Source organism: Pseudomonas sp. K5002 (assembly GCF_013386655.1).
Lineage (GTDB): Bacteria > Pseudomonadota > Gammaproteobacteria > Pseudomonadales > Pseudomonadaceae > Aquipseudomonas.
Genome location: NZ_JACARK010000075.1, coordinates 1 through 13,196, shown reverse-complemented (window position 1 = coordinate 13,196; position 13,196 = coordinate 1). Strand labels below are relative to the sequence as shown.

Annotated in this window: 12 protein-coding genes; 11 read left to right on the top strand and 1 reads right to left on the bottom strand. The window is 61.5% G+C overall.

The window, feature by feature from the left end; genetic code table 11:
* On the top strand, positions 1-1,490 hold a 1,490-nt coding region (thiC, locus tag HX846_RS04675), incomplete at its 5' end, for a phosphomethylpyrimidine synthase ThiC (protein WP_178965045.1).
* Between the two features lie 136 nt (positions 1,491-1,626).
* The gene (gene cytX / locus HX846_RS04670) at positions 1,627-2,916 is read left to right on the top strand and encodes a putative hydroxymethylpyrimidine transporter CytX (protein ID WP_177008312.1); all 1,290 of its coding nucleotides are present in this window, start codon (positions 1,627-1,629) and stop codon (positions 2,914-2,916) included.
* Here the strand turns inward: cytX and HX846_RS04665 are convergent.
* The gene (locus tag HX846_RS04665) at positions 2,885-3,631 is read right to left on the bottom strand and encodes an RsiV family protein (RefSeq protein ID WP_178965044.1); all 747 of its coding nucleotides are present in this window, start codon (positions 3,629-3,631) and stop codon (positions 2,885-2,887) included. The genes cytX and HX846_RS04665 overlap by 32 nt on opposite strands.
* A 211-nt stretch (positions 3,632-3,842) precedes the next feature.
* Between HX846_RS04665 and HX846_RS04660 the strand changes: the two genes are divergently transcribed.
* The 9 genes from HX846_RS04660 (at position 3,843) to HX846_RS04620 (ending at position 13,104) form a co-directional block, all read left to right on the top strand.
* Positions 3,843-4,460: an NUDIX domain-containing protein gene (locus HX846_RS04660; RefSeq protein ID WP_003209505.1), complete on the top strand. Its 618-nt coding sequence runs from the start codon at positions 3,843-3,845 to the stop codon at positions 4,458-4,460.
* The gene (locus HX846_RS04655; protein ID WP_003209507.1) at positions 4,451-4,900 is read left to right on the top strand and encodes a DUF1249 domain-containing protein; all 450 of its coding nucleotides are present in this window, start codon (positions 4,451-4,453) and stop codon (positions 4,898-4,900) included. Before HX846_RS04660 ends, HX846_RS04655 begins: the two co-directional genes overlap by 10 nt.
* A gap of 99 nt (positions 4,901-4,999) precedes the next feature.
* The gene (gene cpdA, locus HX846_RS04650; protein ID WP_087692532.1) at positions 5,000-5,815 is read left to right on the top strand and encodes a 3',5'-cyclic-AMP phosphodiesterase; all 816 of its coding nucleotides are present in this window, start codon (positions 5,000-5,002) and stop codon (positions 5,813-5,815) included.
* Between the two features lie 49 nt (positions 5,816-5,864).
* Positions 5,865-6,473, top strand: a complete 609-nt coding sequence (locus HX846_RS04645; protein ID WP_003209516.1) for a YqiA/YcfP family alpha/beta fold hydrolase — start codon at positions 5,865-5,867, stop codon at positions 6,471-6,473.
* Between the two features lie 44 nt (positions 6,474-6,517).
* Complete coding sequence (gene parE, locus HX846_RS04640) at positions 6,518-8,422, top strand: DNA topoisomerase IV subunit B (RefSeq protein ID WP_003209518.1); 1,905 nt, start codon at positions 6,518-6,520, stop codon at positions 8,420-8,422.
* Positions 8,422-9,426 carry an esterase-like activity of phytase family protein gene (locus HX846_RS04635; RefSeq protein WP_178965043.1) on the top strand — a complete coding sequence of 335 codons (1,005 nt, stop codon included), beginning with the start codon at positions 8,422-8,424 and terminating at the stop codon, positions 9,424-9,426. Before parE ends, HX846_RS04635 begins: the two co-directional genes overlap by 1 nt.
* Positions 9,423-9,944: a TIGR02281 family clan AA aspartic protease gene (locus HX846_RS04630; protein WP_008439113.1), complete on the top strand. Its 522-nt coding sequence runs from the start codon at positions 9,423-9,425 to the stop codon at positions 9,942-9,944. The genes HX846_RS04635 and HX846_RS04630 overlap by 4 nt, the downstream gene beginning before the upstream one ends.
* A gap of 10 nt (positions 9,945-9,954) precedes the next feature.
* A complete protein-coding gene (gene parC / locus HX846_RS04625; protein ID WP_003217539.1) occupies positions 9,955-12,219 on the top strand; it encodes a DNA topoisomerase IV subunit A in 2,265 nt (754 codons plus the stop codon).
* A gap of 177 nt (positions 12,220-12,396) precedes the next feature.
* Positions 12,397-13,104 carry a membrane integrity-associated transporter subunit PqiC gene (locus HX846_RS04620; RefSeq protein ID WP_003217538.1) on the top strand — a complete coding sequence of 236 codons (708 nt, stop codon included), beginning with the start codon at positions 12,397-12,399 and terminating at the stop codon, positions 13,102-13,104.
* Positions 13,105-13,196: the final 92 nt, after the last annotated feature.

Below are 13,196 nucleotides of genomic sequence, written 5' to 3'. Positions count from 1 at the left end.
CCAAGGCCGGGGCCAACGTCACCCAGATGCACTACGCCCGCAAAGGCATCATCACCGCCGAGATGGAATACGTCGCCATCCGCGAAAACATGAAGCTGGAAGAGGCCCGCGCCGCCGGCCTGCTGGACCAGCAGCACGCCGGCCACAGCTTCGGCGCCAGCGTGCCGAAAATCATCACCCCGGAATTTGTGCGCGAAGAAATCGCCCGTGGCCGCGCGATCATCCCGGCCAACATCAACCACACCGAACTGGAACCGATGATCATCGGCCGTAACTTCCTGGTGAAGATCAACGGCAACATCGGCAACAGCGCCCTGGGTTCGTCCATCGAAGAAGAGGTGGCGAAACTGACGTGGGGCATTCGCTGGGGGTCGGACACGGTGATGGACCTGTCCACCGGCAAGCACATCCATGAAACCCGCGAGTGGATCATCCGCAACTCGCCGGTGCCGATCGGTACCGTGCCAATCTACCAGGCCCTGGAAAAAGTCGGCGGCGCCGCTGAAGACCTGACCTGGGAGCTGTTCCGCGACACCCTGATCGAACAGGCCGAGCAGGGCGTCGACTACTTCACCATCCACGCCGGCGTATTGCTGCGCTATGTACCGCTGACCGCCAAGCGCGTCACCGGCATCGTGTCCCGTGGTGGTTCGATCATGGCCAAGTGGTGCCTGGCGCACCACAAAGAGAACTTCACCTACACCCATTTCGACGAAATCTGCGAAATCATGAAGGCCTACGACGTCAGCTTCTCCCTGGGAGACGGCCTGCGCCCGGGCTCGATTGCCGACGCCAACGACGCCGCGCAATTCGGCGAGCTGGAAACCCTCGGCGAGTTGACCAAGATTGCCTGGAAGCACGACGTGCAAACCATGATCGAAGGCCCGGGCCACGTGCCGATGCAGTTGATCAAGGAGAACATGGACAAGCAGCTGGAGTGCTGCGACGAAGCGCCGTTCTACACCCTCGGTCCGCTGACCACCGACATCGCCCCGGGTTATGACCACATCACCTCGGGCATCGGGGCGGCGATGATCGGCTGGTTCGGTTGCGCGATGCTCTGCTACGTCACGCCGAAGGAGCATTTGGGCCTGCCGAACAAGGACGATGTGAAGACCGGGATCATCACCTACAAGATCGCGGCCCATGCGGCGGACTTGGCCAAGGGGCATCCGGGGGCGCAGATTCGTGACAACGCGTTGAGCAAGGCGCGCTTTGAATTCCGTTGGGAGGACCAGTTCAACCTGGGCCTGGACCCGGACACGGCGCGTTCTTACCACGATGAAACCTTGCCGAAGGACTCGGCCAAGGTCGCGCATTTCTGCTCGATGTGCGGGCCGAAATTCTGCTCGATGAAGATCACCCAGGAAGTGCGTGAGTACGCGGCCAACCAGCGCATTGAAGCGGTGGATGTGGACGTGGCCAAGGGACTGGCGGAGCAGGCGGAGCGGTTCAAGCAGGAAGGTAGCCAGCTGTACAAAAAGGTCTGAACCCGATGATCGTTCCCACGCTCCGCGTGGGAATGCATCCCGTGACGCTCCGCGTCACAAAAGCGGACGCAGAGCGTCCAAAGCGGCATTCCCACGCAGAGCGTGGGAACGATCATGTCCCTCTGAGATAGCACCCTTGAGCATTCAACCCAGCACCTATTCCCCAGACATCGCAGTCCCCTTGGACAAACGCGTCTTCGGCGCCCGCGATCTCTTTTCCCTGTGGTTCTCCCTGGGCATCGGCCTGATGGTCCTGCAAACCGGTGCACTGTTGGCGCCGGGCCTGGGCCTCTCCGGTTCCTTACTGGCAATTTTCCTCGGCACTTTGGTCGGCGTGCTGTTGCTGGCCGCCGTCGGCGTGATCGGCAGCGATACCGGCCTGTCATCCATGGCCGCCCTGAAACTCAGCCTCGGCACCAAGGGCGCAAGCCTGCCGGCGCTGCTGAACCTGCTGCAGCTGATCGGCTGGGGCTCATTCGAAATCATCGTGATGCGCGACGCCGCCAGCCTGTTGGGCGCCCGCGCGTTCAGCGAAGGCAGCCTGCTGACCAGCCCATTGTTCTGGACCCTGGTATTCGGCGCCCTCGCGACCTTGCTTGCCGTCAGCGGTCCGCTGACCTTCGTGCGGCAGATCCTGCGCAAGTGGGGCATCTGGCTGCTGCTGGCCGCCTGCCTGTGGCTGACCTGGAACCTGTTTGCCAAGGCCGACCTGGCCACTCTCTGGGCCCAGGCTGGTGACGGTTCGATGCCGTTTGCCGTTGGCTTCGATATCGCGATTGCCATGCCGCTGTCCTGGCTGCCACTGATTGCCGACTACTCACGTTTCGGCAAACGCGCGAAAAACGTGTTCGGCGGCACGGCACTGGGTTTCTTCATCGGCAACTTCTGGCTGATGAGCCTTGGCGTGGCCTACACCCTGGCGTTTGCGCCGAGCGGTGAAGTGAATGCGTTGCTGCTGGCATTGGCCGGAGCCGGCCTGGGAATTCCGCTGCTGCTGATCCTGTTGGATGAATCAGAAAACGCGTTCGCCGATATTCACTCGGCGGCGGTGTCCAGCGGGATTCTGTTGCGCTTGAAAGTCGAGCACCTGGCATTGGCCATTGGCGTTATCTGCACGCTGATCGCCTGCTTTGCACCGTTGGCGCAGTACCAGAACTTCCTGCTGCTGATCGGCTCGGTGTTCGCGCCGCTGTTCGGCGTGGTGCTGGTGGATCACTTCATCCTGCGCCGTCGTGGCCATGGTGTTGCCGCCAACCTGCGCTGGCCGGCACTGCTGGCGTGGCTTGGAGGGATCAGCACCTATCACCTGTTGGCGAATCTGTACCCGGATGTCGGCGCGACCCTGCCGGCGCTGGTGCTGGCAGGGCTGTTGCACTTCATCCTGGGCCGGGCCTTCAGTGGCGTGCGGGCACCAGCTCAGGCTTGATCACGCCGGTCAGGCGCGCATAGGGGATGGTCATTTCGATCAGCCCCAATGCGTACGGCGCGATGGTGGTCACGTTGTACTTGAGCACCACGCCATTGCTGGTCAGCGCCACATTCGGGGTTTTCTGGAACGGCCAGTTCTTCACGAACTCCGGGTCACGGTCCATCTGCGAGTTGATCAGCCAGTTGTTGTGGGCGACTTTCGCGGTCTTCCAGAATGCATCTTCCTGGCCCGGCAACAGCATGTCGGTCAGGCTCAGCTCTTTGTGCAGCAGGCGTGAATAGTTGATGAAGCCGCGGCCCGGCTCGCCGTGGGCGGTGCCGGTGTCCAGGTAGCTGGACACTTCGATGATCACCAGTCCGTCATGCTGCTCACGTACCTTGGCCTGCAAGTACATGCTGTTGCGGTCCGGGGACTCACGCAAGAACTTGTCGCGGTAGACGTTCAGGGTGGCGGGCATGGCCTGGCCAGGTGAAGTGCGGGCCATCTGCAGCAGGCGCTGTTCGATGATCTGGTCCAACTGCGGCTCGGACGGGAAGTGCACGGTGTCGATGTTTACCAGCGGGCAATCCGGACTGCTGCAGCCGGGTTTGATCTGCTCGGAGGCGTCGGCGGTGGTGTCCAGCGGCTTCAGGTAGCTCGGCTGGAACAGGCTCTGGCAAGCACCCAGGGTCAAGGCGATACAGGCCACGGAGGCGATTTTTAAAAGCGACATGTGTGTCCTTCATAAATCGAGGAAAGGTGAAAATGTGGAGCTTCGACTCCCGACAAGGCAGTCAGTTCGCCACTAAGCTGATTAGAGTGAGTTTGACGCCCGCCGTCTATCCCGGCAACCGGAAAGGGGCTGCATCAAGGGGCACGAGCGCGTTAGGATGGCGCGATGTCGAGGCCGCCTCGATACCGCAAGGCAATAAACGAGGGTTGATATGACGGACACAGCGAAATCGACGCCGAGCAAGGTCGAGATTGTTCAGCGCGACAATGCCTACAAGGGCTTCTACAAACTGGATCGGCTGAAGCTGCGGCACGAGAAGTTTGATGGCGGCATGAGCCGTGAGCTCAATCGCGAAGTCTTTGTGCGTCATGACGCCGTGTGTGTACTGCCCTATGACCCGCAGCGCGATGAAGTGGTGCTGATCGAGCAGTTTCGCGTCGGCGCCATGGGGCGTACCGACAACCCGTGGCTGATCGAAATGGTCGCCGGCCTGATCGACAAGGATGAGCAACCGGAGGAGGTTGCACACCGCGAAGCCGAGGAGGAAGCTGGCCTTACATTCTCCGCACTCTGGCCGATCACCAAGTACTTTCCGTCGCCGGGTGGCAGCACCGAATTTGTCCACTTGTTCCTGGGCCGTTGCGAAAGCGCCGGGGCCGGTGGCGTCCATGGACTGGAAGAGGAAGCCGAAGATATCCGCGTCACCGTCTGGGCTTTTGAAGACGCCCTGCAGGCGGTACGTGACGGTAAAATTTCCAACGCAGCGAGCATTATTGCCCTGCAATGGCTTGCGCTTAATCGCGCGGAAGTGAGGGGGTTATGGCAGTAAAGGCACGGGAGCGATATCGGGTTGACCTGATCGGGCTGCAAGCAGCCTGCGAGGCCAACTATGCACGGCTCATGCGGCTGCTGCCGGACATGCGCCACACCCCCGAGGCGCGGCGCATTGCCGTGACCCACGGCGACCAGATGCTCGGCGTGCTGACCCTGGAAGTGATCGTGAACTGCCCGTACACCACCACTTTGCGGGTGCGTCAGGAGCACAGCCTGCCGTGGCTGCCGGTGCCGCAGCTGGAAGTGCAGGTGTACCACGACGCACGCATGGCCGAAGTGATCAGCGCCGAACATGCACGACGCTTTCGCAGCATCTATCCTTACCCCAACGTGTTCATGCACCAACCCGATGAGAAAGCACAGCTCAATGTGTTCCTCGGTGAATGGTTGAGTCACTGCCTGGCCCTGGGCCACGAGTTCGAAGTCGTTCGATAGATGTGAACTGCGTCCGCTTCACGGGTTTCCTCTTTGTGTCCTGCCCCAGCATAATCGCCTCAAATGTCCATTCCTGTGATCACGCCCTGGGAGAACGCCTTGCCGAGCGTATCCGCCTTGAACCCTGACGCTTCGGCGTTGCTGGTGCAGTTGTCCGACAGTCACCTGTTTGCCGAGGCGGACGGCGGCCTGCTGGGCATGAATACCCGCGAGAGCCTGCAACGGGTGATCGACACGGTGTTGGTGCAGCAGCCGCAGATTGATCTGGTGCTGGCCACCGGGGATTTGTCCCAGGACGGTACGCTGGAGTCGTATCAGGCGTTTCGTGACATGACGCGGCAGATTCAGGCGCCGGCGCGCTGGATCCCGGGGAATCACGATGAGCCGCAGGTGATGCTGCAAGCGGCGATCAACAGTGCGTTGCTGGAACCGGTGGTGGATGTGGGTAACTGGCGGATTACCCTGCTGGACTCGGCGGTGCCCGGCTCGGTGCCGGGGTATTTGCAGGACCAGCAACTGCAACTGTTGGCGCAATCGTTGAGTGAGGCGCCGACTCGGCATCATCTGGTGTGTTTTCACCATCATCCGGTGTCGATTGGGTGCGCTTGGATGGAGCCCATCGGTTTGCGCAATCCTGAGGCGTTGTTTGCGGTGCTGGATCGGTTTCCGCAGGTGCGGGCGGTGCTTTGGGGGCATGTGCATCAGGAAATTGACCGGGAGCGCAATGGGGTGCGTTTGTTGGCTTCGCCTTCTACCTGTATTCAGTTCGCTCCCGGGAGTGAGGATTTCAGCGTGAGTGAGCAGGCGCCCGGGTATCGCTGGCTGCGCCTGCATGCCGACGGGCGGTTGGAAACCGGTGTGGAGCGGGTGCAGGGCTTCGCGTTTCAGGTGGATTACGGTAGCAACGGCTACTGAGATTTCCCTGTAAACTGCGCCTCTTTGGCAGACCCACAGAGGACCCGGAATGTCCGCATCGATCTTGTATATCCACGGTTTCAACAGCGCACCAGCCTCCAACAAGGCCAGCCAGTTGATCACCGTGATGGACAGCCTCGGTCTGGCCGACCAACTGCGCGTGCCGGCCCTGCATCACCACCCCCGCCAGGCGATCCCCCAGTTGGAGGCGGCTATCCGTGACCTCGGAAGGCCACTGCTGGTAGGCAGCTCACTCGGCGGCTACTATGCAACCCATCTTGCCGAACGCCATGGCCTCAACGCCTTGCTGGTCAACCCGGCAGTCAGCCCTCATCGGATGTTCGACGGTTACCTGGGCACCCAGAAGAACCTCTACACCGATGAGACCTGGGAGCTGACCCACGACCACGTCGCGGCCCTGGCCGAGCTGGAAGTGCCGGCGCCCCAGGACGCCCAGCGTTATCAGGTGTGGTTGCAGACCGGCGATGAAACACTGGATTATCGCCTCGCCCAGCAGTATTACCGGGCCTGTGCCTTGCGCATCCAGGCCGGTGGCGATCACGGTTACCAGGGCTTCGCCCAACAGTTACCGGCGCTGTTGAGTTTTGCCGGCATAGGCTCCGATCAGTACCAATCCTTCGATTTCACCGCATTGTGAAACCGCAGGTTACTTTTTAATCGAACGACTCACGACGAGACCCCATGGCCACTCCCAGCGCTAGCTCTTATAACGCCGACGCCATCGAAGTCCTCTCGGGCCTCGACCCGGTGCGCAAACGCCCCGGCATGTACACCGACACCAGTCGGCCGAACCACCTTGCCCAGGAAGTCATCGACAACAGCGTCGACGAAGCCTTGGCCGGGCACGCCAAGTCGGTACAAGTCATCCTTCACGCCGACCATTCCCTGGAAGTGTCCGACGACGGTCGTGGCATGCCGGTGGACATTCACCCGGAAGAGGGTGTGTCGGGCGTCGAGCTGATCCTCACCAAGCTGCACGCCGGCGGCAAGTTCTCCAACAAGAACTACCAGTTCTCCGGTGGCTTGCACGGCGTGGGTATTTCCGTGGTCAACGCCTTGTCGAACCACGTACGGGTCAAGGTCAAGCGGGACGGCAACGAGTATCAGATGACTTTCGCCGATGGCTACAAGGCCACCGACCTGGAAGTGATCGGCACCGTCGGCAAGCGCAATACCGGCACCAGCGTGTACTTCGCGCCGGACCCGAAATACTTCGATTCACCCAAATTCTCCATCAGCCGCCTCAAGCATGTGCTCAAGGCCAAGGCTGTGCTGTGCCCGGGCCTGCTGGTCAGCTTTGAAGACAAAGGCACCGGCGAAAAGGTCGAGTGGCATTACGAAGACGGCCTGCGTTCCTACCTGGAAGACTCTGTCAGCGAATTCGAGCGCCTGCCGAACGAGCCGTTCTGCGGCAGCCTGGCGGGTAATAAAGAAGCCGTGGACTGGGCCTTGTTGTGGCTGCCGGAAGGTGGCGACAGCGTCCAGGAAAGCTACGTCAACCTGATCCCGACGGCCCAGGGCGGTACCCACGTCAACGGTTTGCGCCAGGGCTTGCTGGATGCCATGCGCGAATTCTGCGAATACCGCAGCCTGCTGCCGCGCGGCGTGAAGCTGGCGCCGGAAGACGTCTGGGAGCGGATCGCGTTCGTCCTGTCGATGAAAATGCAGGAGCCGCAATTCTCCGGCCAGACCAAGGAGCGCCTGTCGTCCCGTGAGGCAGCGGCGTTCGTCTCCGGGGTGGTAAAGGATGCCTTCAGCCTGTGGCTCAACGAACACCCTGAATTGGGCCTGGCCCTGGCGGAGTTGGCGATCAACAACGCCGGCCGTCGCCTGAAGGCCAGCAAGAAAGTCGAACGCAAGCGCATTACCCAGGGGCCGGCACTGCCTGGCAAGCTGGCGGACTGCGCCGGGCAAGACCCGATGCGCTCCGAGCTGTTCCTGGTGGAAGGTGATTCTGCCGGCGGTTCCGCCAAGCAAGCGCGGGACAAGGAATTCCAGGCGATCCTGCCCCTGCGCGGCAAGATCCTAAACACCTGGGAAGTCGATGGCAGCGAAGTACTGGCCAGCCAGGAAGTGCACAACATTGCCGTGGCCATCGGTGTCGACCCGGGCGCGGCGGACATGAGTCAGCTGCGCTACGGCAAGATCTGCATCCTCGCCGACGCCGACTCCGACGGCTTGCACATTGCGACCTTGCTCTGTGCATTGTTCGTCCAGCACTTCCGCCCATTGGTGGATGCCGGTCACGTCTATGTCGCCATGCCGCCGCTGTACCGCATCGACCTGGGCAAAGAGATTTTCTACGCCCTGGACGAAGCCGAGCGCGATGGCATTCTCGACCGCCTGGTGGCCGAGAAGAAACGCGGCAAGCCGCAGGTCACCCGATTCAAGGGCCTGGGTGAGATGAACCCGCCGCAGCTGCGGGAAACCACCATGGACCCGAACACTCGGCGCCTGGTGCAGTTGACCCTGGAAGATTTCGCCGCCACCTCGGAAATGATGGACATGTTGCTGGCGAAGAAACGCGCGCCGGATCGCAAGAACTGGCTGGAGTCCAAGGGCAACCTGGCCGAGGTTCTGGGCTGATGCGCAGCAGTTTCGCCCTGGCGATTCTGTTGTTGAGCGGGTTGGCGACCACCTCGGCGGTCGCAGCGCCCGTGGCTGAGCTGAAGCTGTTGTCGGAACACCCGGTGGAAGGCATGCGCGGCGGTAACCTGTCGGGCCTGGCCTTATGCGGTAGCGAATTGTGGACAGTCTCCGATCGCGATGACGACCAGATCTACCGGCTCGATACCGCCGGTGACGTCTGGAAAGCAGAGACATACGGGATTGATGTGCCGCCGGTGCCGGCGTCGGGTTTGCCCTTTGGCCTGCGCTCACGCACCAGGGCAGCTGCGTTGATTCGTGGTGGTGATCTGGATTTTGAAGGCATCAGCTGCGATGCGGCGGGTAACCGTTACATTGTCAGCGAAGCCCACGCGGCGGTTCTCAGGGTGCCTTTCTCCTCAGAACACGGTGAAACGGAGTGGCTGAAGATCGCCCCGGGCATGGTTCGCGAAGCTCGGGCCAGTGGCATGTTGCTGCACTTCAACGCGCTGTTTGAAGGCATCGTGGTGAACCCGGAAGGCAATCAAATCTGGCTCGCAGCAGAGCGTGAGCGGCGCGGGTTGATCTCCATCAAGCGCCCGCAAACCCTCTGGGATTGTGACGGCCCTTGTGTATTGCTGAGCGAGGCCGGCCAGGAGATGCAGCCGGCGCAGTTTCCGGGCGCCAAGGCGGTGTCCAAGGACTTTGCCGACCTGGCGCTGTTCAATGGCAAGCTGTTTACCCTGGAGCGCAATGCGTTTCAGGTGTGTCGCCGGGATGCGGTCACGGCCCAGGTGGAGTTGTGCTGGTCGTTTGCCGATGAAGCGCTGACGCCGAATCGGCGTTATGCCCAGGCCTATGGATTGGCCGAAGCCTTGGTGGTGGACGCTGACGGTGCCTGGATCGGCATCGACAACAACTTCGGTGCCCGCGCCGATGGCGAAAAGCGGCCGGTGGTCTATCGTTTCGCCGCCCCTGCGGGTGGCTGGAGCGCCAAGCCATGAGTGCGCAACCACCCGGCAAGCGCGCCGGGCGTGTGTTGATGTTCGTCGCGTGGGGCGCCGGCCTGTTTTTGGCGACACGATTTTTTGGGCAGTGGGAAGCGCGACAGGAAAACCCCAATGCCGTGGTGACCTCGGAGCAGCACGAGGGTTATATCGAAGTAAAACTGCTGGGCAACGGCCAAGGGCATTTTGTCGCCACTGGCCAGATCAACGGCAAGCCGGTGCAGTTCATGCTCGACACCGGGGCCACCGACGTGGCGGTTCCGGCTGAATTGGCCGACCGTCTCGGGCTTGAACGCGGCATGCCGGTTGGCGTGAGTACGGCCAACGGGCGAACCCAGGGCTTTCGGACCGAGTTGGGCCGTCTGCAACTGGGCGATATCGTCCTTCGGGACGTGCGCGCCATCGTGGTACCGGGTTTGGGCGATGAACAGGTATTGCTGGGCATGAGTGCATTGAAACAACTTGAATTTACCCAGCGCAGCGGCACTTTGCTGCTGCGCCAGACCAAACAATGATGAGGCCCGCATGAGTGACATCCTTGCAGACAGCTTAGATGGCGTTGAACGCCGGTCGCTGGCTGACTTCACCGAAAATGCCTACCTCAACTACTCCATGTACGTGATCATGGACCGTGCCTTGCCGCATATCGGCGACGGCCTGAAGCCCGTACAGCGGCGCATTATCTATGCGATGAGTGAGTTGGGCCTGGACGCTGACTCCAAGCACAAGAAGTCGGCGCGTACCGTCGGTGACGTGCTCGGTAAATTCCACCCTCACGGCGACTCGGCGTGCTACGAAGCCATGGTGCTGATGGCCCAGCCGTTCAGCTACCGCTACACGCTGGTGGACGGCCAGGGTAACTGGGGTGCGCCGGATGATCCGAAGTCCTTCGCCGCCATGCGTTACACCGAAGCGCGTCTGTCGCGGTATTCGGAAGTGCTGCTCAGCGAACTGGGCCAGGGCACGGCCAACTGGGGCCCGAACTTTGACGGCACCCTCGACGAGCCGCTGGTGTTGCCGGCACGTTTGCCGAATATCCTGCTCAATGGCACCACGGGTATCGCCGTGGGCATGGCCACTGACGTACCGCCCCACAACCTGCGGGAAGTGGCCAGCGCCTGCGTGCGCCTGTTGGATGAGCCGAAGGCTACGGTCGAACAGCTCTGCGAGCATATCCAGGGCCCGGATTACCCGACCGAAGCAGAAATCATCACGCCTCGCGCCGACCTGCTGAAAATCTACCAGACCGGTAAAGGCTCGGTGCGCATGCGCGCCGTGTACCACATCGAAGACGGCGACATCATCGTCACGGCGCTGCCGCACCAGGTGTCCGGCGCCAAGGTGCTGGAGCAGATTGCCGCGCTGATGCAGGCCAAGCCGTCGAAGCTGCCGCAAGTCGCCGACCTGCGTGACGAGTCCGACCACGAAAACCCGTGCCGCATCGTGATCATCCCGACCAACAGCCGGGTCGACCATGAAGTGCTGATGCAGCATCTGTTCGCCAGCACCGAGCTGGAGTCCAGCTATCGGGTCAACATCAACATCATTGGCCTGGACGGCAAGCCGCAGTTGAAGAACCTGCGGGCTTTGCTGGTGGAATGGCTGGAATTCCGGGTGCAGACCGTGCGTCGCCGCCTGCAATTCCGCCTGGACAAGGTCGAACGCCGCCTGCACCTGTTGGACGGCTTGCTGATCGCTTACCTCAACCTGGATGAAGTGATCCATATCATCCGTACCGCCGAGCACCCGAAGGCCGAGCTGATCGCGCGCTTCGAACTCAGCGAAATCCAGGCCGACTATATCCTCGACACCCGTCTGCGTCAGTTGGCGCGACTGGAAGAGATGAAGCTGCGGGACGAACAGGACGCGCTGCTCAAGGAACAAGCCAAGCTCCAGGCCCTGCTGGGCAGCGAGGCCAAGCTGAAGAAGCTGGTGCGCACCGAGCTGATCAAGGACGCCGAAACCTATGGCGACGACCGCCGCTCGCCGATTGTCGAGCGCGCCGAAGCCAAGGCCCTGACCGAAACCGAGTTGCTGCCCAACGAGAAAATTACCGTCGTTCTGTCGGAAAAGGGTTGGGTTCGCTCAGCCAAAGGGCATGATATTGACGCCACCGGCCTGTCTTACAAGGCTGGCGACGGTTTCAAAACCGCGGCGGCGGGGCGTTCCAACCAGTTTGCGGTGTTTATCGACTCCACCGGTCGCAGTTACTCGGTGCCGGCGCACACCTTGCCATCGGCGCGGGGTCAGGGCGAGCCATTGACCGGACGCCTGACACCGCCGCCGGGTGCGAATTTTGAGTGCGTGCTGCTGCCGGACGATGACTCGTTGTACGTCATCGCTTCCGATGCGGGCTATGGGTTCGTGGTCAAGGGTGAAGACCTGCAGGCCAAGAACAAGGCGGGCAAAGCGTTGTTGAGCCTGCCGAACAACGCCAAGGTGATCCTGCCGCGTCCGGTGGAAGACCGTGAAGGCAACTGGCTGGCGTCGGTGACCACCGAAGGGCGCCTGCTGGTGTTCAAGATCAGCGATTTGCCGCAGTTGGGCAAAGGCAAGGGCAACAAGATCATTGGTATTCCCGGGGAGCGGGTGGCCAGTCGCGAAGAGTACGTGACCGACATCGCCGTGATCCCGGAAGGCTCGACCCTGGTGTTGCAGGCCGGCAAGCGCACGTTGTCACTGCGCCCTGACGACCTCGAGCACTACAAGGGTGAGCGGGGTCGTCGTGGCAATAAACTGCCGCGCGGCTTCCAGCGAGTGGACGCTTTACTGGTGGAAACGCCCGTTTAAGGCGATATAGAGCGCCCGATCTACGATTTAACCCGTAGATCGACGCTTTCGCGCTGGAGTCATGGCGCATATTCACGGATGATATGGCCTTTCCAGCGCCGGCGTGGCTGAGCGCGTACAGGTTATTTTTGAGTATTACATTGTGGTTCGCCTTGTGGCAGCCACCTGGATGGGATGATGACTGCTCCGCGCCTTCCTTTATTTTTGTTGCTCGCTGGCCTTTTGGGCCTGGCGGGTTGCAGCACACACCAACCGGTGTCGCTGTATCAGCTGGACAGTGGAAGTCCGGCTCAGCCTGCACAAAGTGCCGGCATGGCTGTATTGCTTGGCCCTGTTGTGGTGGCCGACTACCTGCAACGTGAAACCCTGCTGCAACGTCAGAACGACGGCAGCCTGCAAGGTTCCACCGATGGCCGCTGGGCCGGTAGCCTTTCGTCCGACATCAATCAGTTGATGTTGCGCCAGGTGGCTGGTCACCTGGACAGCCAGCGTGTGGTATTGGCGCCGGCGCCGTTGGGTTTTGCCCCGGACGTACAGGTGCTGCTGACCATTACGCGACTGGACTCGGGCGTTTCACAGCCCGCTATCCTCGACGCGCAATGGCGCCTGATCGACCGTCGTGGCCAGGTGCGGGATAACCGCATCGTGCACTTGCAGGAAGAGCACAGCGGCAGCACCGCGTCCCAGGTCCAGGCCCAGGGTGTGTTGTTGCAACGTTTGGCTGACCAGCTGTCGGTGGCCCTCAAGCCATTGGCCAATCAGCCAGCGGTGGCAGAAGCGCCACGCAAACAAGCCCCGGCGCAGCCCAAGGCTGCGGCACCGGAGAAGCCGAAGATGCCGATGGCCGTGCCGATTCGCACCGATATGGAAGTGTTCAGGTTCTGACCTGAATACAGACCAACAAAAAGGCCCGCTGATGAGCGGGCCTTTTGTTTGTGCGGGATTTGAGCGGTACGCAGATCTAATGTGGGAGCGGG